The organism is Streptomyces sp. NPDC092045 (genome assembly GCF_044756005.1).
Taxonomy (GTDB): Bacteria; Actinomycetota; Actinomycetes; order Streptomycetales; family Streptomycetaceae; genus Streptomyces.
Map to the genome: position 1 here is coordinate 1,565,505 of NZ_JBIVSC010000001.1, position 23,493 is coordinate 1,588,997.

Sequence of the window (23,493 nt, forward strand, 5' to 3'; positions counted from 1 at the left end):
TCCCCGGCCGTACCCGGCCGCCCCCTTCCGCACCCGCCCCTCCACGCTCCCGAGGAGCAGCACACCCGTGACCGGACCTCTCCGGCGCTCCGCCATGACCCTGGCGACCGCCCTCCTGGCGACGGCCCTCACCGGCACGCCGTCCACGGCGACCACGACCCCCTCGACGGCCGCGCCGCCCCCGTCGGACCGGGCGCTCGCCGCACAGCCCGCCCGGCACGACCTGACCCGCGAGCAGTTCTACTTCGTGCTGCCCGACCGGTTCGCCAACGGCGACACCTCCAACGACCGGGGCGGCCTCACCGGCAGCCGCCTGGAGACCGGCTTCGACCCCACCGACAGGAAGTTCTTCCAGGGCGGCGACCTCAAGGGGCTCACCGAGCGGCTCGACTACATCAAGGGCCTCGGCACCACCGCCCTCTGGATGGCCCCCGTCTTCACCAACGTCCCCGTCCAGGACAGGGGGGACGCGAAGGACGTCACGGCCGGCTACCACGGCTACTGGATCACCGACTTCACCAGGGTCGACCCGCACTTCGGCACCAACGAGGACCTGCGGGCACTGGTCGACACGGCCCACGCCAAGGGCATGAAGGTCTTCTTCGACGTCATCACCAACCACACCGCCGACACCGTCGACTACGCCGAGAAGGAGTACGGGTACCGCCCGAAGGGCGCTTTCCCCTACCTCGACAGCACCGGTCGCCCCTTCGACGACACCACGGAGGCCCCCCGGACCGACGCCGACTCCTTCCCGTACACCCCCGTCGTCACGGCCCCGACCAAGGTGCCTGGCTGGCTCAACGACCCCACCATGTACCACAACCGGGGCGACTCCATCTTCGTCGGCGAGAGCGGCCTCAACGGCGACTTCTTCGGCCACGACGACCTGTGGACGGAGCGTCCCGAGGTCGTCGAGGGCATGAAGAGGATCTACGAGAAGTGGGTCGAGGACCTCGACATCGACGGCTTCCGCGTCGACACCGCGAAGAACGTCGACATGGAGTTCTGGACCCAGTGGGCCACCGCCCTCGACGCCTACGCCCAGGAGCGGGGACGCGAGGACTTCTTCATGTTCGCCGAGGCCTTCTCCGCCGACGCGACGATCACCGCCCCGTACGTCACCCGGGGCCGGCTCGACTCCACCCTCGACTTCCCCCTCCAGTCCGCCCTGCGCAACTACGTCTCGCGCGGCGGACCCGCCGGAGACCTCGCACACGTCCTCGCCCAGGACCACCGCTACACCACCGACAAGGCCAACGCGTACGAGCAGGTCACCTTCCTCGGCAGCCACGACATGGGCAGGATCGGCACCTTCCTCAGCCAGGACAACCCGGGCGCCACCGACGCCGAACTGCTCCGCCGCGACCGGCTCGCCCACGAACTCCTCCTCCTCTCCCGCGGCAACCCGGTCGTCTACGCCGGCGACGAGCAGGGCTTCACCGGCGCCGGCGGCGATGCCGACGCCCGGCAGACCCTCTTCGCCTCGCGGGTCCCCGAGTACCTCGACGACGACCTCATCGGCACCGACCGCACCCACGCGACCGACGCCTTCGAGCCGGGCCACCCCCTCCACCGGGCGATCTCCCGGCTCTCCCGTCTCACCAAGCACCACCCCGCGCTGCGCGACGGCGTCCAGATCGAGCGCCACGTGGCCGGGGGCCAGGGCGTCTACGCCTTCTCTCGCGTCGACCCCCGCAACCGCGCCGAGTACCTCGTCGCCGTCAACAACGCCGAGGAACCCAGGACCGCCGAAGTCCCCACCGGAGCCGCCCACCAGGACCTCCTCCCCCTGTACGGCACCCACCGGCCCCTGCGCAGCGGACCCACCGGCACCGTGACCGTCACCGTGCCCGCCCTGTCGGCCGTCGTCCTCAAGGCCCGCACCCCGCTGCCCCGCGACGCCACCGCACCGTCCCTCACCCTCTCCGTCCCCCCGGCCGGAGCACGCGGCACCGTGGAGATCGGCGCGACCGTCTCCGGAGACCCCCTCACCCGTGTGGTCTTCGCCGCCCAGGTCGGCGACGGACCCTGGCAGGTCCTCGGCTCCGCCGACCACGCCCCGTACAAGATCACTCAGAACCTGCCGGGCGACGTCACCGCGGGCACCCCGCTGCGCTACAAGGCCGTCGCCGTGGACGGCTCGTGGCGCACCGCCGCCGCCCTCGGCACCACCACGAGCGGCGAGAACCCGCCCCCGGCAAGGCCGAAGGCCGAACGCCGGTACGTCGTCGTGCACCACCGGCGCCCCGACGGCGACCACGACGGCCTGCGGCTGCGCACCACGTCCGGCACCGCCGAGTTCGCCGGCCGCGACGCGTACGGCGCCTTCGCCTGGGTGACCCCGCCCGAGGGAACGGCGAGCCTCTCCTTCACCGTGGAGAAGGACGGCGTCCCCGACGGCCCCGAACGCGTCCTCGACGTCACCGCCGCCGGTGAGGTCTGGACCCGACAGGGCTCCGCCCTGGTCGACGCCACCCGCCCCGCCGTCCAGACCCCCCATGATCCGGCCAAGGCCGTCATCCACTACCACCGGCCCGACGGCGACTACGGCGGGTGGGGGCTCCACGCCTGGACCGGAGCCGCCCACCCGCCCGAATGGAACGACCCGATCCGGCCCGTGCGCCGTGACGCCTTCGGCCTCGTCTTCGAGGTCCCCCTCAGCGAGAGAGCCCGCTCCCTGAGCTACATCCTCCACAAGAAGGAGGAGAAGGACGTCGCCACCGACGAGGCCCTCGACTTCCGCCTCCACGGCCGGGAGGTCTGGCGCATCGCCGGAGACCCCGCCTACCTGTCACCCTCCCTCGGCGGCGCCTTCCCGCTCGACCTGAGCCGCAGCGACGCCATCTGGCTCGACGACACCACCGTCGTCTGGCGCGGTACCGGCACCGGGGTCGCCAGTCAGCAACTCGTCTACGCCCCCGGGGGCATCGCGCTCACCGACGGGGCCCTCTCCCACGAGGGCCGGTGGCTGCGTCTCACCCCCACCACCCTCTCCGCCGAACGGCGAGCACGCCATCCCCGGTACGAGGACTGGTCGGCCTTCGCCCTCGACCCCCGCGACCTCGACCGAGCCGCCGAGGCACGACAAGGACAGCTCATCGCCACCCAGCGTGCGGCCGACGGCGCACTCCTGGGCGCGACCGGCGTCCAGCGGCCCGCCCACTGAACCGCCCATCTGGAAGGGACCCAGACGTGCACGAGCCACACACCCCTACGCAGACAGCACATCGAACCCCTGCACGCCGCACCGCACGCCCCGGAGCGCGCCTCGCCATCGCCACCGCGGTCGCGCTGATGGCGACGGCCGTCGCCGCCCACGCCCCGGCGGCGGCCGGCCACCGGACCCCGCCGCCGCCTTCGGACCGTGCACTCGCCGCACAGCCCGCCCGGCACGACCTCACGCGCGAGCAGTTCTACTTCGTGCTGCCCGACCGGTTCGCCAACGGCGACACCTCCAACGACCGGGGCGGCCTCACCGGCAGCCGCCTGGAGACCGGCTTCGACCCCACCGACAAGGGCTTCTACCAGGGCGGCGACCTCAAGGGCCTGACCCAGCGGCTCGACTACATCAAGGGCCTCGGCACCACCGCCATCTGGATGGCGCCGATCTTCAGGAACAAGCCCGTCCAGGGCGTCGGCAAGGACGCCTCCGCCGGCTACCACGGCTACTGGATCACCGACTTCACCCGGGTCGACCCCCACTTCGGCACCAACGCCGACCTGAAGAAGCTGATCGCCGCCGCCCACGCCAAGGGCATGAAGGTCTTCTTCGACGTCATCACCAACCACACCGCCGACGTCATCCGCTCCGGCGAGAACCGGTACGCCTACCGGAGCAAGGGCGCCTACCCCTACCTGGACAGCACCGGGCGTCCCTTCGACGACACGGCCACCGCCGCCCCGGTGGACGCCGACAGCCTCCCGTACACACCCGTCGTCCCTCCGGCGGAGCGGAACGCCAAGAAGCCGGCCTGGCTCAACGACCCCACGATGTACCACCACCGGGGCGACTCGACCTTCGTCGGCGAGAGCGGCCTCTACGGCGACCACACCGGCCTCGACGACCTGTGGACCGAACGCCCCGAGGTCGTGCGCGGGCTCGCCGACATCTACCAGCGCTGGGTCGAGGATTTCGGCATCGACGGCTTCCGCGTCGACACCGTCAAGAACGTCGACATGGAGTTCTGGACACAGTGGGCCACCGCCCTGGACGCCTACGCCGCCCGTCAGGGACAGGAGGACTTCTTCATCTTCGGCGAGGTCCTCTCCTCCGATCCCGCCGTGACCGCCCCCTACGTCACCCGGGGCCGGCTCGACTCCACCCTCGACTTCCCCCTCCAGCAGGCCGTCCGCGACGTCGCGTCGATCGGACGCCCGGCCTCCTCCCTCGCGGACGTCTTCGCCCGGGACTACCGGTACACCACCGACAAGGCCAACGCCTACGAGCAGGTCACCTTCCTCGGCAACCACGACATGGGCCGCATCGGTGGATTCCTGCGCAAGGACAACCCCGGCGCCGATGACCGGGAACTCCTCGCACGGGCCCGCCTCGCCAACGAGATCCTCTTCCTCTCCCGCGGCAACCCGGTCGTCTACGCCGGCGACGAGCAGGGCTTCACCGGCGCCGGCGGCGACAAGGACGCCCGCCAGACCCTCTTCGCCTCGCGGGTCCCCGAGTACCTCGACGACGACCAGCTCGGCACCGACCGCACCCACGCCACCGACGCGTACGACCCCACCCACCCGCTCTACCGCTCCATCGCCGCCCTCTCCCGTCTGACCAAGCAGCACCCCGCCCTGCGCGACGGCGTGCAGATCGAGCGGTACGCGGACGCGGGTGGCGCGGGAGTCCACGCCACCTCCAGGATCGACCCGAAGCGACGGACCGAGTACCTGGTCGCGGTCAACAACGCCACCGCCCCACGGACCGTCACCTTCCGCACCGGGACGTCCCGCACCTCCTTCACCCCGCTGCACGGACACACCACGACGGTCCGCAGCGACGCCGACCGCGAGGTCACGCTCACCGTCCCGGCCCTGTCCTCGGTCGTCCTCAGGGCCGGCCGCCCCCTGGACACCTCCCGCTCCGCACCGGCCGTGACCCTCAAGGCCCCGGCCGCCGGAGCCACCGGCACCGTCGAACTCACCGCCGACGTCCGGGGCGGAGAACTGAGCCGCGTCGTCTTCGCCGCCCAGGTCGGCGACGGACCCTGGCAGGTCCTCGGCTCAGCCGACCACGCCCCGTACAAGGTCACCCAGAACCTGCCCGGCGCCACCCCCCGGGGCACCCCGCTGCGCTACAAGGCGGTCGTCGTCGACGACCGCGGACGCATCGCGAGCAGCCGGGCCGCCTCCGCCGCGGGCGAACCCGCCGCGCCCACCCGCCCCAGCGCCTTCGAACGCGACTACGCCGTCGTCCACTACCGGCGCCCCGACGGCGACTACACCGGCTGGAAGCTCGCGACCGGCGGCACCACCGCGGAGTTCACCGGCCGGGACGCCTTCGGCGCGTTCGCCTGGGTCAAGGTCACCGCCGCCACCGGCAGCGTCTCCTACACCGTCGAGAAGGACGGCACGACGGACGGGCCCCCGCGCACCGTGGAGCTGCGGCGCACCGGAGAGGTCTGGATCGAGGCGGGGGCCACCGGGCAGTCCGAGACCGTTCCGGCCGGGGTCTACCCGCCGCAGGACGAGCGGAAGGCCGTCGTCCACTACTACCGTCCGGACGACGACTACACGGGCTGGGGGCTGCACACCTGGACCGGCGCCGCCGCTCCCACCGACTGGTCACGGCCACTGGCCCCGGTCCGCAGCGACGCCTTCGGCGCGGTCTTCGAGGTGCCGCTGGCCGAAGGGGCCACCTCGCTCAGCTACATCGTCCACCGGGGCGACGAGAAGGACGTCCCCGGCGACCGCGCGCTCGAGTTCGGCTCCCACGGCAAGGAGGTGTGGCTCGTCGGCGGCGACACCGGCTACCTGCTGCCCGGCATCCGCACCACGCCTGACCTCGACCTCTCCCGTTCCAAGGCGACCTGGCTCGACGCCACCACCCTCGTCTGGGACGTCAGGGCCACCGACTCCACCAGCCAGCAACTCGTCTACGGCGCCCCGGGAAGCATCGCGGTCGAGGACGGGGCCCTCACCGACGAGGGGCGCTGGCTGCGGCTCCTCCCCACCGCCCTCACCGGGGAACAGCGGGCGGCCCGACCAGAACTGGCGGACCGTCAGGCCTTCACCGTCGATCCGCGCGACCGCGATCGGATCGGGGACGCGCTGCGCGGGCAGCTCGTCGCCACCCAGCGGAACACCGGAGGTGCCCTCCTCGCCGCCACGACGGTGAGCGGTACGGACCCGCGCTGAGACGAGCTGAACGCGTGGTGCCCCGGACGGAAGTCCGGGGCACCACGCGTTCACGCGTCCGGCGTCCTTAGCCTCGCGGCAGCGCGTACGGGGCTGCGTACGGGGTTCCGGACCGGACTCCGGCACGGCGCAGCGCCTCGCCGCGGCGCCGTATCAGCGCCGGTTCCCGCAGTTCGCGGGCGAGGAGCAGCCCGGCCAGCTCCTCGTCCGGCACCTCCGCGCGCAGGGCGCGTACCGCATCGATCAGCGCGGCGACCGACGGCGCGTCGGCAGCCGGCGCGTTGTCCAGGAGCCGGTCGAGCGCGCGGGCCGGGGGCCCGGGCGGCCCCGTCGGTACTCCGAGGAGCGGTCCGGCGGCTTCGGCCGGGAGCAGCGTCGCGTACCCGGCGAGCTCCTGGTCGGGTGCGGTCAGCAGGAGGTGCTTGGTGAGCAGCGCCGCCTCGGCGAAGGGACCGGGGGAGGAGAAGGGGACGAGCGTGGCCGCCGGGAAGCCGAGGACGCAGCCGGCGTGGAGCAGGATCTGCCGGACGCGCACGGACTCGGGTGCGTCGGGAGCGTCGGGCAGCAGCTCCGCGGCCCGGGACAGGAACCGGGCGACCACACCGTCGGCCTCCCGGGTGTCGAGGGCCTCACCGCCCCGGAAGTACCGGCCGAGGTAGGACCGCCACCAGGCGAGCTGCACGGCGTGGAGCCCTGCCGCGATCTCTTCGTACGACCTCCGGGACGCCGCGTCCCGCTCCCCGAGTCCGCGCAGCAGCGGCACGAGCTCGCGGTAGACCAGCCGGATCCAGGTGTGGGGCGAGCGCTGTACGTCCCAGCACTGCTCCCGCACGTGGTCGGCGAGGACCTCCTCGACGCTGCTCGTGCCGGCGACGAGGTCCGTACGCAGCCCGGTCGGCGTGACGTCGAAGCGGTAGAGGTGGTGTTCGGCCAGGGGAGCTCGCGGTACGGGCAGTTGTGCGTCGATGAACTGCTCGAGCTCGGCGAACGCGCTCAGGAGCGGTTCGGGCGCGACCGTGATCCGGGGGTACAGCGGGTCCGCGAACCGTCCCTTGATCTTGGCGATCTCCTCGGACAGCGCCTGGTAGAGGAAGACCTTGTCGAAGCGGTAGCTGAAGGAGAGCCCGACATAGGGGAAGACGGTGCACCCCCGGCACTCCGGACGGAAGCCGACCTCCTCGTCCCTGACCCGCTGGAACTCCTCGTCCCGCACCAGCTCCGCGAGGTCCCGGTCCCACACCACCGAGTTGTCGAAGGCGTGGTAGCAGGGCAGGACGAGCCGCCCGTCGGGACCGACCGTCAGGATCCGCTTATTGGCGTAGCACTGCGTCGGAGCGCTCGGGTCCTGCGTCTCCACGTACTTGCGGAAGTGCAGGTTGATCAGCGAGAACGGCGCGTACAGCAGACCGAGCAGCAGATCGGGAAGGGAGCCGTCGTCCGGTCCCGGCGCCTCGGCGCGGGCCGGCCCGCAGGAGCCCGCCACCGGCTCGCCGTTCTGCTCCACGAGCTTCAGCTTCCGGGCCGTCCTGCGCACGTCGCGGACGGTGTCCTGCGCGTCGAAGTACTCGAACACGGTCGAGAAGTAGACGGTCACCCGGTTCTCCTGGGCGAAACGCAGCAGGTCGGGCACCTCGTCCACGTTCTCGCGCGTGACCACGCAGATCAGTTTCAGGTTCCCCGCACCGGAGGCGATGATCCCCCGGATCACGTCCAGGGCCCGGTCGAGCGTCGGCACGCCCCGGATCGCCCGGTAGCGTTCGGGCCGCAGCGTGTCCAGGGACACGTTCATGGTGTCGACGTGCGGCACGATCGAGTCGATGTGCTTGGCGAACCGAATGCCGTTGCTGGTGATCTCGACGGTCATGCCGAGGGACTTCGCGTACTGGACGATGCCGTCGATGTGCGGGTGGAGCACGGGCTCCCCGCCGGTGAAGTCGACGTAGCGGACGCCGAGGGCGTGCAGCTCGTCCAGGATCCGGCGGCCCTGTTCGAGGGTGAGTTCCTCGTAGCCCTTGAACTTGTCGTCCTGCCAGACGTTGCAGTAACCGCAGAGGGAGTTGCAGCGGAACGTGATGTAGAACCGGGCCGACTCGAAGGTATTCGCCACGGTCGCGGCGGTGGGAATCACGGTGTCTCTCCGTCCGAGGAGCAGGCGCGCCGGAAAGGGCCGGACGCGCGGGGAAGGGCCCGGCGCCGGAGCGGCGCCGGGCGGGGGAAGGAGGGGCGGGGGGATGGGGCGACGAGGGGGTCCGGTGCGGACGGTTCAGGGGAGCGCGGGGTGCCCCGGGCGGCCGTCCACAGCGCGTACCACTCCTCGTGGCCGACACCGGGCGGCCGCCCCACCGCGTCACGGCAGGCGCGGATCCGCTCCGGCCGGGACGCCCCGACCACCGGCACGATCCCGGCCGGGTGACGCTGGAGCCACCACAGCGCCCCCTCCTCCACCCAGTTCCTGCGGGTGAGGGCTCATCTCCAGCTGGTCGACGGTCAGGGGCACGTCGAGGAAGGACCGGAGGCGGGCGATCTGGGCGGCGTGCGTGTCGGACACACCGGAACGGCGCACCAGCCCCTGCCGGTGCGGGGACGTGAGCGCCTCCGCGAGTTCCTCCGGGCCGGCCGGCGGGGCGGGCCGGCGCAGCAGCAGGACGTCGACCGCGTCGGTCCGCGGCCGGGCGAGGCTCTCCCCGACCCGGCGCAGCACGCTCGGGCCGCGCAGGTCGCACAGGCCCGGTCCGCCCTCCTCCGGGAGCCGGATGCCGGCCTTCGTCTGGAGGGTGATCCGGGCGCTCGGCCCCGGGGCTCGGGACAGCACCTCGCCGAAGACGGCCCCGGACGTGCCGTACCGGTAGATGTCGGCGTGGTCGAAGGCGGTGATCCCGGTGTCGTGGTTCATGGGCCGGGTGCGGCGGCCACGGCGGCCGCCAGCATCTCGGCGACGGCCAGGACGGGCAGCTGCGTGTTGGCGGCGGGAACGGTCGGCAGCACGGACGCGTCCGCCACCCGCAGGTTCGCCGCACCGTGCACCCGGCCCTCACCGTCGACCACGGCGGACGGATCGGCGGCGGGTCCCGTCGCGCACGTCCCCACCGGATGCCAGTACGTGCCCAGGCGGGTACGCAGCTCCGCCTCGGGCAGCTCGTGTGCGGGCAGGCCCTCCGGCAGCGTGGCGAGCCCCTTCATGGCCGCGGACTCGGCGAACCGGCGGGCGGTCGCGAGCCCCGACCGGAGCGCGGCCACGTCGCGCCCGTCCGGATCCGACAGGAACGCCGGATCGATCGCGGGCGACTCGTCCGGGTCGGCGGACCGCAGCCACACCCTGCCCCGGGAGACGGGCTTCACGAGGAAGGCCGACACCCCCGCCTCGTACCGGCCCGGGGGGAGGGAGCCGAAGAGCGGCGGCCCCGCGGAGGGAAGGATGTGCAGGTCCCAGCCGTTCGCCGGGGCGTGTTCGCTCGCCGCGCGGACGAGCACACGGTTGACGTACAGCTCACCGGCGCGCTCCTTCTCCGCCAGGGCCGCGTCCAGCTCCGGGGTCGGCACGAGCGGCAGGAAGACGCCGGGCTGGTCGCTCAGGTTCGCCCCCACGCCGGGCAGGTCGATCGCCGGGGCGATGCCGATGTCCCGCAGCCGGTCGGCCGGGCCTACGCCGCTGCGCATCAGCAGCGAAGGGGAACCGAAGGTCCCGGAGGTCACCACGTACAGCCCCGCGCGGAGGGTGCGCGGCACGCCGTCGGCGCGTACGACGACTCCCTCCACCCGGCCGCCGCGCAGGACCAGCCGGTCCGCGACGGTGTCCCCGAGCACCGTGAGGTTCGGACGCCGGCGGGTGTCCGCGTCGAGATAGGCCAGCGCGGCGTTCCAGCGCCGGCCGTCCGCGGAGTTGATCAGGGGGAGGCCGTGACCGGGCGGGCCGGGCCGGCTCATGTCGACCTCGTGGTGACCGAGTTCCCTGGCCGCTTCCAGGGCAGCCCGGCTCCACGGGGACAGTTCGCGGTCGGGCACCTCGCGCAGACCCATCCGCCGTACGGCCGCGGTGCGGTACGGCTCCATGGCCGCGAAGCCCCAGCGGCGCCCGCCCGAACGTTCCCACTCGACGTGGTCGGCGGCCGAGCCCCAGGTGTTCCAGCAGCCGTTGACGCAGGACGAGCCGCCGATCACGCGGCCTCGAAACCGATGGACCGGCACATTCCGCTCCCACACGTCCTCGCGGGGGAGCACGCGGGAGTCGAGCGTCCTGGCCGGCCAACCGTTCGGGTCCGGTCCGTAGTCCGGCCCCGCCTCGACGAGGCAGACGGAGCGGTCGGCGTCCTCGCTCAGCCGGGAGGCCAGGACACAGCCGGCCACGCCTCCGCCCAGGACGACGACGTCGTAGGAGCCGGCGGTCACTCGGCGTCCTTCGCGGTGGACCGGGAGCCGGTGAGCTCGGCGACCTCGTCGACCAGGGCGGCGCGGCCGATGGCGCCGCTCGCGGTGGCCGGCACGGTGCAGGCGTAGGCCCCCGCGACGGCGCCGTGGAGGGCGCACCGTCGCGGGTCCTCCCCCGCGAGGTGGGCGAAGAGGAAGCCGGAGGCGTAGGCGTCGCCCGCGCCGTTGGAGTCCACCACCGGTTCGCGCGGGGAGACGGCGGGGATGTGGACGGGGCCGTCGTCGGCGGTGAGCAGATAGGAGCCCTCGGCCCCCGCGGTGGCGACGACGACCTCGGCCCGGCCCCGCTCCAGGATCCGGCGCATGGTCCGTTCCGGATCGGGCAGGGCGGTGGTGGAGACGAAGACGATGTCGGCACCGTAGGCGAAGACCTCGTGGTATGGGTTCTCGCCGTCCCAGTTGTGCAGGTCCGTGGAGACGGTGAGCCCGGCCTCGCGCAGGAGGGGCAGGGCGAAGGCGCACGGATAGGTGATGGAGACGTGTGCGTGGCGGCTTGTCAAGGCCAGCTTCCGGACCAGGTCCTCGGGAAGGCGGTCGCACTCCTGCGAGCGGCTGTCGTCGTACAGCGACAGCCTGCGGCCGTCCGGGCTGACGAGGTTGACGGCCCGCTTCGTACCACCGGGCAGCGGGACCTCGGTGAAGTCGATGCCCCTGTCGCGGTGGAACGCGCGGATGAGATCGCCCGACGGGTCGTCGCCGATCATGTCGACGTGGTGGGTGCGCAGCCCCAGGGCGCTGAGGCCGAGCGCCACGAAGTCCCCGGTCTGGCCCGCCCGGGTCTCGATGCCGGGTCGGATCATGTAGCTGTCGGCGTACGGAAGGGGGAGCTCCGGGACGTACACGATCGTGTCGACGCCCGACCCTCCCAGGACGAGGACGTCGTAGTCGCTGCTCATGGCTGTTCCTCTCGCGTGCAGGTGCTTCGGCTACCGCGGATCGCAGATGAGTCAAGCAGTCGGCGATCACGGTCTGCAAGATATTGCGGAAAGTTGCAGGATGGTCTTGCGTCCGGAGGCGTTCATGGAACGCGCGTGGCTTCCGCCTCCGCCGGTGCGGCCTGTGCAGGGCGAGGCGGGCCCGGAAGGTCTCGCGCCGCACGGCGGGCTTGAGCAGTCCCGTGCTGCTCAACTCGCTCACGAAGGGCGTCATGCGGGCCTGTTCCCCGGCCGGGCCGTAGGCGGTGACGTGCAGCGCGCCGTTGATGGGCGAGGCGGGCGGTCGGCGTCGTGCGCTCATCGCCGACGGGCGGGGCGATTCCCGGCATGGAGCGCCCCCTCGGCTGTGCCGTCCTTGCGGCAGGTTCCGGCGGGGCTCTACTGCTCACCTCGGCTGCCGTACATCGAGTGGCTCCGCGGCGAACGCGCCGGGGTCCGTAGTGCCGGCAAAGGCATCGAGTCATCAGAACGGCTCGGCCGCCGCAGACGACTCATCGAGCGGACCATGTCCTGGTCGATCGGCTGCCACCGGCTCAACCACCGCTACGAGCGCCATCCACGCAACCGACGTCCCCGTGCTCCGTCGACACGGTGATGACGCCTTATGGGGACCGGGGGCTCGCCCTCGATGCGGAGACGAACACCGAGTGCGCCCGGTGCCTCGCCACGGCCTCGGTGGGCGGCCTGAAACCATACCGGTGCTCATGGGCCAAGGACGAGGCGACACCGCCCGCGAGCGCTGTCGCGGGCGGTGTCGTCCCAGGAGCCGTGGGCGGGTACCGGCGTCGGCAGGTACCCGCCCACGCGCGAGGGGGTCAGTTGCGCCAGGTGTCGTTCAGCGTGATCCTGCCGTCGGCGGGGACGGTGGCGGTGCGGTCGGCGCCGCTCTCCCAGGTGACGTTGCCGGAGGGGTCCTTGCGGATGTACTTGTACGTGAAGGACGTGCCGGCGGGCAGCTTCACGTCGAGCTTCCACACCGGGTAGGCGGTGGCGTCGAGTTTGAGGGCCGCGGCGGGCGCCCAGCTGCCGAGGGCGGTGTGGTCGCCGATGACGTAGATGTTCTGGCCGGGCACGGTGGTGGCGTTGACCGCGAAGGAGGCGTCCGTCCCGGTCTGCTGGACGTCACAGGGATTGCCCGTGCCGGCGGTGCCGTTCCTGACCGTGACGTCGCCGGTGCCGAGGGCGTAGTCGGTGCCGTTGTCGCTGTCCCACGTGCCGGCGCCGTTGTTGAAGGCGGCCTTGAGGCCGGTGGCGGAGCCGAGGGTGACGGTCTTCTTCACCCAGCCGGCGCAGGCGGCCTCCATCGCGACGCCGGGGGCTGTGGTCCAGGTGCCGCCGGTGGGGGCGTAGTGGATGTTGTGGGCGGACCAGTTCTTGTCGGTGCTGTAGTAGACGGTGGCCGTGTTGTCGCCCGGCCTGTCCGGGGCTTTCGCGCCGATGTGGAGGGCGACGGCGTCGTCGCTGCCGATGGTGGCGGTGAACTCGCCGTCCGTACCGACGGTGTACGTGGTGCCGGTGCAGCCACCGCTCGTGGTCGGGTCGCCGTGCTGGACATCGCAGTAGGTGCCGGCCGGCAGGCCGGTCCGGAAGGTCTGGGTAAGGGATCCTCCCTCGTGGTTGACGGCGACGAACGCCTTGTCGCCGCGGCCGAAGGCGATGGCGTTGTTGCCGTTGTCCCACCAGTTGGTGAGGCCGGTGCCTTCGGACACGTTGCGGAAGGCCACCATGTTGGCGATCTGGCGCCAGGCGTGCTGGCAGCTCCAGCCATCGCTGTAACAGGTGCGGACATCACCCCCGTTGGGGGCGCCGGCGTCCCGATGGGCGAACTCGTAGCCGGAGTGGACGGACGGAGCCCCGTAGGGGTGGGCGAGCATGAAGACGTGGGCGAGCGTGTAGTCGGCGCCGTCGCGGTAGCTCAGGCCGGAGCCGTTGCGCTCGGTGTCGTGGTTGGCGACCATGGTGCCGCTCGTGCCGGAGGGCATGTAGCCCCAGGCCTCGCCGAAGTTCTTGAGGTAGGACAGCTTCTCGGCGGTCAGGGTCCGCTTGAGGTCGGTGGTGTAGCGGAACTCCTGGACGTCGCCGGTGGCCTGGTACTCGCTGGGCGAGACGGCCTCGCCCGCCCCGTGGATGGCCTCCTGCATCCAGTGGACGTTCTGGTCGGTGAGCTTGCCGCGGATGGCGGCGAGGTCGATGGCGGGTATGTGCTTGACGGCGTCCATGCGGAAGCCGTCGACGCCCAGGGAGGTGAGGTCGTTGAGGTATCCGGCGATCCTGCCACGGACGTAGTCGCTGCTGGTGTCGAGGTCGGAGAGGGAGGGGTGTCCGGTCTCGCCGAGCTCGCATTGCTGGACGTTGTAGCGGTCGGAGTAGTTGCTGCCGATGGGGCGGCGGCAGCTGTTGAAGTCGGCGTCCGCGTAGGTGCCGGGGTAGTCGTACTTGCCGTACCGGGTGCCGGCGGTGCCGGTGCCCGAGCCGGACGTCATGTGGTTGAGCACGGCGTCGACGACGACCTTGACCCCGGCGCCGTGGCAGGTGTCGACCATGTTCTTGAAGGCGGTGCGGTCGCCGAGCGGCCCCTGGATCTTGTAGCTGACCGGCTGGTAGGCGGTCCACCAGGCGCTGCCCTGGACGCGTTCCTGCGGCGGGGAGACTTGCACGTATCCGTAGCCCTTGGGGCCGAGGGTGCGCGTGCACTCGCGGGCGATCGAGTCGAAGTTCCACTCGAACAGGACGGCGGTGACCTTCTTGTCGCCGTTGGCGGTCGGTGCGGCCACCGCCGGCTGTGCGGAAGCGGTGAGAGCGGTGGTCAGACCGAGGATCAGGCCGGCGCCCGCCAGGGCGGCGGAGATTCGTCTTGGCGCAGGTGCGGTCGAGCTCATGCGGCGGCTCCCGAAGGGGTGGGGGTGGGGATACGAGTCGCGGAGGTTACGAGGCCCACGTTCGGCAAAACATTGCTGTAACTTTCAGCAAGTGCCTGAAAGTTAGGGCGTAGGCGGTATCGGGTCAAGACCTCGAACACGACCGACTGGCTCGCCGGCGCGGGATCGGGGACTCTGCCGCCGACCGTACGGGCCTCAGGGGCGGGCGGCGGTGCGTACACAAGGGCCGGGGTGAGCCCCACATCGCTTCCAAGGGTCCGGCTTCACATCGCAGCAGTCCGCTCTCGGCTTCCGCTCTCGGCTTCCGCTCTCGGCTTCCGCTCTCGGCTTCCGCTCTCGGCTTCCGCTCACGGCTTCCGCTCTCGGCTTCCGCGGCTCTGGCGAGAGTCACCCAGCGTGGGAGCCGGAGCCTTGCGGGGCGTGGGGCGTCGAAGCTGTCGGCCGGAGAACCCTGTTGAGGGTGGCCGGCGCGCCTGAGAGCGGATGGAGCACGACCGCCGTCGGCACCGGACGTGTCTCCTGTGCGGGCGATGCACCGGCTCGCGGTCAGGAGAGGGCCTCGCGCGGAGGGGCGTCATGGGACCCGGGTGATTCCTTCGGCACACGCCGGGCGACCTGGCCCAAGAGGTGGGCCCACCAGTGGAAGGCGTCGATGGGCATGTCGTCCACGGTGAGGACGTCCACGCCGCGGCAGGCGGCCAGGACAGGCTGGCGCCGGATCGCGCGACCCCGGTGCGCGCGTGTCATCGGTACCCCCTCGGCCCGCGACCAGGGGACGTCGCCCTGCTGGGGGCACTGGCTGTCGACGCTGGAGCGACATGACCGGCGGGTGGGGAAACAGGCTTCCCGCAGGGGCACAGTGGTCTTCGACCGCCGCGGCCGGCCGAGGGGCGGCGGACCTGGACCTCGGTGGCGTCCGGACGCAGCTCGACGTTCTCGGCCCGGGCGTGGGCGAACACATCCGCCAGGGTCCGCAGTCGCAGGCCCGGACGGTCGGGGACCGCGCATCCACGTTCGGCCAGGATCCCGCGTATCCCTCCGATCGCGCGGGTGACGGCGGAGCGGTCGACGCCGGCCAGCAGGGCGAGGACGGAGTGCGGGAGATCGTGCCGCAGGTGGATCAGCGTGACGACCAGTCGGTCGACGAACACCAGCCGATGCCGGGCACCGGCCCCTGCCTCACGTCTCCCGGCCCCGCCGCGTGCCGTGTGACGGTGGCCCTCGACCACGGCCTGCCACGTTTCGGCCAACTCCTCCACCAGACGAGCCGGATGCTGCCGGGGGCCCCCGTGAACAGCTGATGCGCGAGGATGCGCCGGTGGGCGATGACCACCACGGGCTGGATCGTCCCACCCTCGCCCGGTCGCCCTTCCACCCCCATCACGCATCAGCTCGTTACGCCGGTCCAGAAGTTCTCACGCCGTGCGGCGTGCTTGACCCGGACCGCCCATGCTCGGCTCGCTGGCAGAAGCCGTCATGCGGACCCGCTCCTTGCGGGACGCCGGCCTGGTGATGCAGGGCACGGGACGCAAGGGCGGCGGCTTGCCCTGGTCTTGCGAAAAATTTTGAAATTCCTTTCACGGAAGGGTTGACCGACCTTCTTTTCAGAAGGGAGGGTCACCCCATGCCCGCACACGTACCGCCGATCGCCGACGAGCGCGAAGGTCTGCTCGCCTACCTCGCCCAGCAGCGCCAAACGCTGCGCGCCACCACCCACGGACTGTCGGACAACCAGGCGAGGATGACGCCCACCGCCAGTGAACTGAGCATCGGCGGCCTCATCAAACACGCCGCACGGTGCGAGGCCGGCTGGACCGACCTCATCCTCCAGCGGCGGCGCGGCCGACAGCGGACGGCGGACGAGGGCGACTCCGCCGAATTCGTCCTCACCGCGGATGAGACGCTCGCCGATGTACTGGACCAGTACGAGGCCGCGGCCCGGGAAACGGACGCTGTGGTCGCCGAAATCGTCGATCTCGGCCAGGCCGTACCCGTCCCCCAAGGACTGCCCTGGTTCCCCGCCGACGTGAAGAACTGGTCCGTTCGCTGGGTGCTGCTGCACCTCATCGAGGAAACCTCCCGACATGGCGGTCACGCCGACATCATCCGCGAGACCATCGACGGCGCCACCCTGTTCCCGCTGCTGGCCGCCGCCGAACAGTGGCCCGACCCATGGTTCCAGCCCTGGCAGGGTCCGGCCGAGAGAACAGCGTAAGTGGCTGTCGCCTTCGTGGGCTTGAGGGTGCCGGCGCCGGGCCGGTTCACCCTCGCGAAGAGCGTGGCCGGGCCGGGCGGCGCGTCATGAGCTGCGTCATCGACCGGGGGACCACCGCCTCCGGTACCCGATCCAGCGCTTGGGCGGCACGACGAAGCCGCACATGTCGTCATCGTGCCTGACGAAGGTGAGGAACAGTGCGAGGACGGCCAGGCCGGACTCGACGAGGCTGCCGGTGCAGCCGTCGGCCCGGCCCAGTGCCAGCAGGCGGTGCGCGGCGGTGACCCCGGGCGAGGAGAACCCTGTGCGGCGGCGCGGTCGCCGGTGTCGGCTGAGGCGACCCTCACTCCCATCAGCCGACCGAGAGTGTCGCTCACGGAGCTTCCGCCAACCTTGAATCGCAGGTCAAGGGGCTGGTGTGACCAGCTTCCGGGGTACTCGTGCCGGTCGTGGGCAGGAGTCCGCGGAGAAGATCGTCCGTCAGCGTTCGTGGCATGCCCCGGCATCGTGGCCGGGTCTGCGGGAACGTGTGGGTGGCGAATTCGGGCGGTGTGATGCCGGCCCTTCGCGGGAGGGTGGTTCGCGCCCGGGACCACGGGCGCGCGTCCGAGGAGTCGAACCCGAACCCGGCGCCGCACCGGCAAGGCTGACCGGCGGAATCACTCCGGCAGGTACCGCTGCCACGGCCCGCGCTTTCTCACCCCGACCGACGAGCACGGCCGTCTGATCCGGATGTCCGCCGCCCGGCCCGGCCGCACCCGTGACAAGACCGCCGCCCGCCACGACCATGCCCTGGCCCACCTGCGTGCGGCCGGCCTCGGGGCGTTGGTCGACCTCGGCTTCCGCGGCCTGGACAACGACATCCTCGTCCCCGTGATCGCCACCGGTCGCATCGCCACCCGCACCCACGAGCTCGCCCCCGGCCGGAAGGGAGCCAACCGCGTCCTTGCCGTCGGACGCGCACCGGTCGAGCACGGCTTCGCCCACCTCAAGAACTGGCGGATCCTCACCAGGCTCCGCACCGACCCCGCCCGCGGCACCCGCCTCCTGCGCGCTCTGCTCGCCCTGGCGAACCTCGAAGTCAACCGTCCCGTCCCCGCCCACCATCGCGCTCAAGTGCGCCGGCACTCGGGCCCGGACCTCATGGAGCCCGGTCACAGGGCCTGCCGACCCGGGCGGGTGCGAGCCGGGCGGGGCCGGTCAACCCTTCGTCATCACCGCGCTCCTCGCTACCAGGCCCAGGGCTCGCGGCCCCTTGGGAAACGGACCGGGAGCCACCCGTGTCCTGTTGCGCCATACGAGATCAGTACTTCTCGCCAGACGGCAGCCGAAGCCCGCTGTCTTTCCCGCCCTCTGTTCCTCGTCGATGGACCGGAGACAGGCGCCTTCGCGCTTTCTGCGGCCCGGCCCCACGCCTGGAGTCGGCGAACCGGCGTCGTTCGATCATCAACATGACGAGCTCCAGGTGCGCTCTCTACGGATGCGGAGTGTGAAGTCCTGAAGGACGATGCTGGTGGATGGATGCGTCAGCCCTTTTCCGTCCCCGGCCTCTCTTTCCTTCGATGAAGTGGCGTTTTCCTGCCGCTTTCGAACCGGCGTGGCCGTGCGGGACCTTCCGCGGCCACGCGCTGCGCAACCGGGACAGGAGCTTCAGTCGTGACTCGGAGTATCGATTTCACTGAGATGGACATGCCAGTGACAATCTCGAGCTCGCCGAACGCCCAGCATGCGGCAGCGGCTGCAGAGGGCGTGATCACTACGGTGACCGTCACCGCGTCGGAGAGCAGCGGCGGAGCCACGGTTGAGGCCAGGTTCAACCATCCGCTGGGGATGGTGAGCGCCGGTGACGGCACCCTCTTCGTCTGCGCGACCAACGACCACCAGGTTCGGAAGGTGACTCCGGACGGCGAGATGTCCCCGTGGGCCGGGAACGGGACGAACGGTTCCGCAGGCGACGGCAAACTCGCCACGGCCGCCCAGCTCAGCAGTCCCCGGGCACTGGCGCTCGACGCCGAGGGAAACCTGTACATCGCCGAGGGCTCCCGTGTGCGCAAGGTCGGCCCCGAGGGCAGGATCACCACAGTGGTCGACGACCTGAATGAGCCCAAGGGCCTGGTCTGCGACTCCAAGGGGAACCTGTACATCGCGGAAAAGGGCAGGCACCGGGTACGGAAAGTGCCGCCCGATGACGGCCGCATCACCACGGTTGCCGGCCGGACGGACGAGGGAGGCTTCGCCGGTGACACGGAGTGTGCGACCTCCGCCAGGCTCAAGGAGCCCGAAGGCCTGTGCGTGGACGAGAGGGACAACCTCTACATCGCCGACTACGGCAACAACCGGGTACGGAAGGTCGACACGAACGGCATCATCACGACGTTCGCCGGCGGCGGAAGCGAAACCGGCGAAGGCAAACCAGCCCTCGACGCCACTCTGCGCGGTCCCAACGCGCTTGCGTGGGATGTCGACGCGAGCCTGTACATCGCCGAATGGAACGGCGAGCGAGTACGGAAGGTGGACGCGGAGGGCCTCATCACGACAGTCGCGGGCACGGGCACCAGAGCGCACAGCGGGGACGGCGGACAGGCGACAAAGGCCCAGGTGGGCGATCCCCGGGCGCTGGCGCTGGACGCGCACGGCAACCTGTACATCGCCTGCGGGGGCAACGACGGCCGGGTACGGAAGATCGCGGCCGCCCCGGAGCGGACCCTGTCGATCCGCCAGGTGAAGATCCCGCAGGCCCATCTCGGCGAGATCGCCGAGCTCACCTTGGAGATCACCGCCGGCCGCACGGGGTGGGCCGTCGACGCCGGCAACATTGTGCAGAGGTTCACCGCACCCACCGGCTTCATCTTCGCCCAGTGGCCCACCTACGCCTACAACGCAGACAACGCGCGCCACGGGAGCCTGGGCAGCTGGTTCGAGGCCGACCGCCGTGTCCTGGCCGTCACCAGCGCCCTCCATCTCAACACCCGCTCCTGGGACAAGGGTCCACTGATCTACACCATCCCGGTCAAGGCGGTCGACACGGTGGAGCCCGGCACCTACCACGACGGACATCTGCTGGTGGGCCGCCGCCCCGGTGTCCGGCTGAGCGCCACAGCCGTCGGGGGACACCGGTTCTCCGTGACGCCCGGAGGACCGCCGGTGGAGATCGTCCAGGGCGGCACCCGCTACCCGGGCGTCGAGGTCCGCGCAGACGGACCAGTTCCCCAGCAGACCATCACCATGACCCTCCCCCCGACAGCCGGCCTGGCCTTCCAGCCCGAGCGCGGAACCCGGCACGAGATCACCGTGAGCTCCCCAGCGTGGGGGACAGAGCAGAAGTACGACGCGGAAATCTCCGACGACGCACAGACTCTGACCTGCCGAAACGTCGACCTCGGCCTCTCACAGCAGCACCCGGTCGCCGTCGTATGGACCGCCGTCACAGCCACCACCGCCGCGGCAGCCGGATCCGCTCGTCTCACCATTCGCGTGGGCGGCATCGAATCGGCCTCCACCAGCCTGGAAATCGCAGCAGAGTGACCCTCCTGGCTTCCCCGCCGGCCACAGATGCGCCCTGAACCAGACATCTCCCAGCCGTGCACTGCACCATCGGGTATGCCGCGGTGACCCGAAAGCACCGGAGACACGGTTCCAGGGCCCGGCCCTCCGGACGGCGGCAACCCTATCGGCCACGTGCCCACCCGCAGGTACTGCGCCGAGGCACGGGCGCGAGAGCCGCGACGGCACCGGGGCGAGAAAACCCCGTGCCCCACAACCGGTGGGCACGCCGACCAGGTGGCGGGGCCGACACGTCGGCACCTGCTTGCACGCATTCGCCCTTGGGCGGGTGGGACCGCGCCACCCCGGACGCCTGTATGCGGCATTGCCCTGCGAGATGACTACCTGCGGCGCTGCTGAGAGCCGCCGCCTACGTGCGAACGGCTCCACGGGAGCGTTCGCGGGCGGTATCGCGGATCAGACCGGGCAGGCCGAAGGTTTCGGCCCGGCGCTCCGGTGCGCCGCCGGGGCAGAGCACGAGGCGGTCACTGGCTCTCGGGCCGGGGCCCTGCGCCTGATGAAGGCTGGGTGCGGGGATGTTCGAAGGGCCGTTGCGGTACAGCCCGCTCAGCCCTCCGCCCTTCTTGGCTCCGCCGCCGAAGGTCAGGCTTCCCACCACGACCTTCAGTGTCTCGCCCGGTGTCACCGTCACCACCCCGGAGGTGAATCCGCCTCGCCCGCCCAGGTCCCCACCGCCTCCACTGCCCCAGATGCGGGCGTCGAGGGAGGACACACCGTCCGGTACACGGAAGTTCTGGACCTTCCCGGTGGCTTTGAATCGTTCGACGCGGTGGTAGCCCGATGGGGGAGTGGTCATGACGCAGCGTCCTTCCGCTGGAGAACGACCGGATCGGTCCGGGGGTGTCTGGGAGCCGCCGTGGTGTGACCAGCACCGTTATGGGCAGGGCCGGTCTTGTGCAGGCCCTTGTCGCAGTGGTCCGGGTCCATGAGCCGGGCCGCCCCGGCCCCTGCGAGCGGCCGATCCGTCTCCGCCCGGACCGGGTCTGGTTCGGCGCCGGTGCGCGGCAGCCCGGCACCGGCATACAGCACCCCGGCGCGGTCCTCGAGCGCCTTTCTCATCCGCCGCAGGGCAGGCAGACGGGCAAGGGGTGGGGCGGCTGTGCTGTCCCGCAGCGTGCGGGCGCCCGCGAGGGCGGCTTCCGCGAGGTCGGCGACGGTGCGCCGGCGCGGGCTTCGCGGTGTCCGCGCGGGCGGGAGCGCTTCGACGGCCCGGCACCACAGGTCGATGTCACTGACGGCGCTGAGTTCCTCCGAGCGGGCCCGGGCCCGCTTCGAGGCGAGGGCCCAGACCTCGGGATCGTGCAGGGAACGCAAGGCGTCGATCCAGGCGGTGGGGTCGTCGCGGTAGGCGAAGATCCCGGCCTCCCCGAGTGCTTCGATCAGGCCGGGGGTGGGGTGGGCGATGACGGGGATACCGGAGGCGAATGCTTCCACCGCGACCCGGCCCCATGATTCGTACAGGCTCGGCATGAGGATCACCCGGGCGTGGGCGTAGACGTGCTCGCGCATCCGGTGTCCGGGGACGGAGTCGACGACCTCGCAGTTCGACAGCCTGGGCGGCGGCATCACCTGCTCCCCGTACGCGCCTTTGACGCCGCGAAAGCGCCACTCCGGGGACCAGGCGGCAATCCGCCAGAACAGCTCCCCGCCCTTGTCGCTGTTCAGATTGACCAGCGTCACGCAGTCGCCTGGCCGGGTGCGGTACTCGTGGGCGATGACCGGCGGGCGCACCACGATGCTGCGCTTGGGCAGGAACTCGGCCGGGTAGCGGGCGTAGAAGATCTCGCCGTCACGGCGGATCCACTGGCTGTTGTAGACCATCAGGTCGGCGCCGGCGGCGTTGTGGAAGCTGCCGGCGAAGTTGTCGTGACAGATCACCGCCACCGGGATGGAACGGTCCTGCGCGATGCCGGCGACCAGGGGCACGTTCTCGTAGTGGGAGACCAGGACGTCCGCACGGCGGGCGCGGGAGACGAAGTCGATCCCGGCCTGGAACGGCACCACGTGCACACCGTCGATCTCGTAAGGCTCATGACTCTTGCCCGGATGCGACAGCCACACCTCCACCCGGTGCCCGCGCTCGGCCAGCGGCCGCAGCATCGAGTGCAGCATCCACTCCGACCCGGCGTTGTGGTCCGGCGGATACCCGTACACCCGCGCCACGACCGACAACCGCCGCGCGGCCGGCATCGCGGCAGTACGCCGCAATGAGTTGCCCGCCGGCCTGTCCTGCTGCACGAAGCTCCTCCGTATAAAAGTGCGCTGCCAACGACACGCCTCTTTCGCGCCCTCGGCGCCTGCTGCAGCGGGGACGGGCGCTGCAGGCGGTGGACAGCCGTCCAGGTCGGGGAGGTCCCGGCCAGAGGCATGAAGGCAGAACCTTCCGAGGACACCGGAGCAGCCCTGCCCACGCCTCTGGCATCGGTCGGCCGTCTCCGGCATGAAGATCAACTTGGGCATCAGTGTGCCCCGGCCCCGAACAGCAGTGCCCCGAGAAAACGCCGTGGTGCGCCCACCCGCGTCGAGGTTCACCACGACGCCCGGTGGTATGCGGCGCACTCGGGGCGCACGCGTATGCAGCGGAGTGCGCTGGCGCGCAACTGTGCGAGAGCTGCGAAAGTCGGGTGCGCGGGCGCAGGACCGGGACTGTCACATCCCCCGACCGCTCCAGACCCTGCTTTCGGGCCGGGTCCCTGCTGCGGCGATGAGAAGGAAAAGGGCATGCGGCGGGGTTCCGCCGGTGAATCCCTCCGTACGGACGAGTGAAACCGGCCCGCAAGTCCTGTTGCCGGAAACGCGACGGCCGCTAGGTTCTGTCGTCAAATGTCACGCCCACATCAGGAGTGATGCGAGGGTGACGGCTGCTTCGTAGGACTGGGCGGTCTTGTCGTAGCGGGTGGCGATGCCACGCCACTGCTTCAGGCGGTTGAAGCAACGTTCGACGACGTTGCGCCGCTTGTAGGTCTCGCGGTCGAAGGCCGGCGGTCGGCCTCCGCGGCTGCCTCGCCGTCCCCGGTTGCGGACCTGGTCGGCCCGTTCAGGAATCGTGTGGGTGATGCCCTTGCGGCGGAGCCAGGCGCGGATCGCCTTCGAGCTGTAGCCCTTGTCGCCC

At 71.2% G+C, this 23,493-nt stretch carries 11 protein-coding genes and 5 pseudogenes; 6 read left to right on the top strand and 10 right to left on the bottom strand.

Annotation, left to right across the window (positions count from 1 at the left end):
* Nucleotides 1-94: 94 nt before the first annotated feature.
* Both ACIQKA_RS06735 and ACIQKA_RS06740 read left to right on the top strand, forming a co-directional pair.
* Nucleotides 95-3,154 (top strand): annotated as a pseudogene (locus ACIQKA_RS06735) (alpha-amylase family glycosyl hydrolase); the annotation flags it as partial.
* Between the two features lie 143 nt (nucleotides 3,155-3,297).
* Nucleotides 3,298-6,342, top strand: a pseudogene (locus ACIQKA_RS06740) (alpha-amylase family glycosyl hydrolase); the annotation flags it as partial.
* Nucleotides 6,343-6,430: 88 nt separating this feature from the next.
* Here ACIQKA_RS06740 and ACIQKA_RS06745 read toward each other — a convergent pair.
* The 4 genes from ACIQKA_RS06745 to ACIQKA_RS06760 form a co-directional block, all read right to left on the bottom strand.
* Nucleotides 6,431-8,491 carry a radical SAM protein gene (locus tag ACIQKA_RS06745; RefSeq protein WP_402540218.1) on the bottom strand — a complete coding sequence of 687 codons (2,061 nt, stop codon included), beginning with the start codon at nucleotides 8,489-8,491 and terminating at the stop codon, nucleotides 6,431-6,433.
* Between the two features lie 219 nt (nucleotides 8,492-8,710).
* Nucleotides 8,711-9,256, bottom strand: a complete 546-nt coding sequence (locus ACIQKA_RS06750; protein ID WP_402540219.1) for an aldo/keto reductase — start codon at nucleotides 9,254-9,256, stop codon at nucleotides 8,711-8,713.
* Nucleotides 9,253-10,749 (bottom strand): GMC family oxidoreductase, encoded by a 1,497-nt coding sequence (locus ACIQKA_RS06755; RefSeq protein WP_402540221.1) that lies wholly within the window; start codon nucleotides 10,747-10,749, stop codon nucleotides 9,253-9,255. The genes ACIQKA_RS06750 and ACIQKA_RS06755 overlap by 4 nt, the downstream gene beginning before the upstream one ends.
* Nucleotides 10,746-11,684, bottom strand: a complete 939-nt coding sequence (locus tag ACIQKA_RS06760; RefSeq protein WP_391096563.1) for a PfkB family carbohydrate kinase — start codon at nucleotides 11,682-11,684, stop codon at nucleotides 10,746-10,748. Before ACIQKA_RS06760 ends, ACIQKA_RS06755 begins: the two co-directional genes overlap by 4 nt.
* Nucleotides 11,685-12,159: 475 nt before the next feature.
* On the opposite strand from ACIQKA_RS06760, the pseudogene ACIQKA_RS06765 reads away from it, so the two are divergent.
* Nucleotides 12,160-12,276: pseudogene (locus tag ACIQKA_RS06765) on the top strand (IS5/IS1182 family transposase); the annotation flags it as partial.
* Nucleotides 12,277-12,538: 262 nt separating this feature from the next.
* On the opposite strand, the gene ACIQKA_RS06770 reads toward ACIQKA_RS06765, so the two are convergent.
* The 3 genes and pseudogenes from ACIQKA_RS06770 to ACIQKA_RS06780 all read right to left on the bottom strand — a co-directional run.
* The gene (locus ACIQKA_RS06770; protein WP_402540222.1) at nucleotides 12,539-14,602 is read right to left on the bottom strand and encodes a carbohydrate binding domain-containing protein; all 2,064 of its coding nucleotides are present in this window, start codon (nucleotides 14,600-14,602) and stop codon (nucleotides 12,539-12,541) included.
* A gap of 546 nt (nucleotides 14,603-15,148) precedes the next feature.
* The gene (locus ACIQKA_RS06775; protein WP_391096565.1) at nucleotides 15,149-15,349 is read right to left on the bottom strand and encodes a hypothetical protein; all 201 of its coding nucleotides are present in this window, start codon (nucleotides 15,347-15,349) and stop codon (nucleotides 15,149-15,151) included.
* A gap of 116 nt (nucleotides 15,350-15,465) precedes the next feature.
* Nucleotides 15,466-15,983 (bottom strand): annotated as a pseudogene (locus ACIQKA_RS06780) (transposase family protein); the annotation flags it as partial.
* Between the two features lie 243 nt (nucleotides 15,984-16,226).
* Here ACIQKA_RS06780 and ACIQKA_RS06785 point away from each other — a divergent pair.
* The 3 genes and pseudogenes from ACIQKA_RS06785 to ACIQKA_RS06795 all read left to right on the top strand — a co-directional run bounded on the left by ACIQKA_RS06785 (nucleotide 16,227) and on the right by ACIQKA_RS06795 (nucleotide 20,342).
* Nucleotides 16,227-16,817 carry a DinB family protein gene (locus ACIQKA_RS06785; RefSeq protein WP_383448652.1) on the top strand — a complete coding sequence of 197 codons (591 nt, stop codon included), beginning with the start codon at nucleotides 16,227-16,229 and terminating at the stop codon, nucleotides 16,815-16,817.
* Nucleotides 16,818-17,522: 705 nt separating this feature from the next.
* Nucleotides 17,523-18,272 (top strand): annotated as a pseudogene (locus ACIQKA_RS06790) (transposase family protein); the annotation flags it as partial.
* A gap of 201 nt (nucleotides 18,273-18,473) precedes the next feature.
* Nucleotides 18,474-20,342 (top strand): hypothetical protein, encoded by a 1,869-nt coding sequence (locus ACIQKA_RS06795; protein ID WP_402540225.1) that lies wholly within the window; start codon nucleotides 18,474-18,476, stop codon nucleotides 20,340-20,342.
* Between the two features lie 388 nt (nucleotides 20,343-20,730).
* Here ACIQKA_RS06795 and ACIQKA_RS06800 read toward each other — a convergent pair whose 3' ends face one another.
* The 3 genes from ACIQKA_RS06800 to ACIQKA_RS06810 form a co-directional block, all read right to left on the bottom strand.
* Nucleotides 20,731-21,177: a hypothetical protein gene (locus ACIQKA_RS06800; protein ID WP_402540226.1), complete on the bottom strand. Its 447-nt coding sequence runs from the start codon at nucleotides 21,175-21,177 to the stop codon at nucleotides 20,731-20,733.
* Complete coding sequence (locus ACIQKA_RS06805; protein WP_402540227.1) at nucleotides 21,174-22,841, bottom strand: glycosyltransferase family 4 protein; 1,668 nt, start codon at nucleotides 22,839-22,841, stop codon at nucleotides 21,174-21,176. Before ACIQKA_RS06805 ends, ACIQKA_RS06800 begins: the two co-directional genes overlap by 4 nt.
* Nucleotides 22,842-23,207: 366 nt before the next feature.
* On the bottom strand, nucleotides 23,208-23,493 hold a 286-nt coding region (locus tag ACIQKA_RS06810), incomplete at its 5' end, for a transposase (protein WP_402540229.1).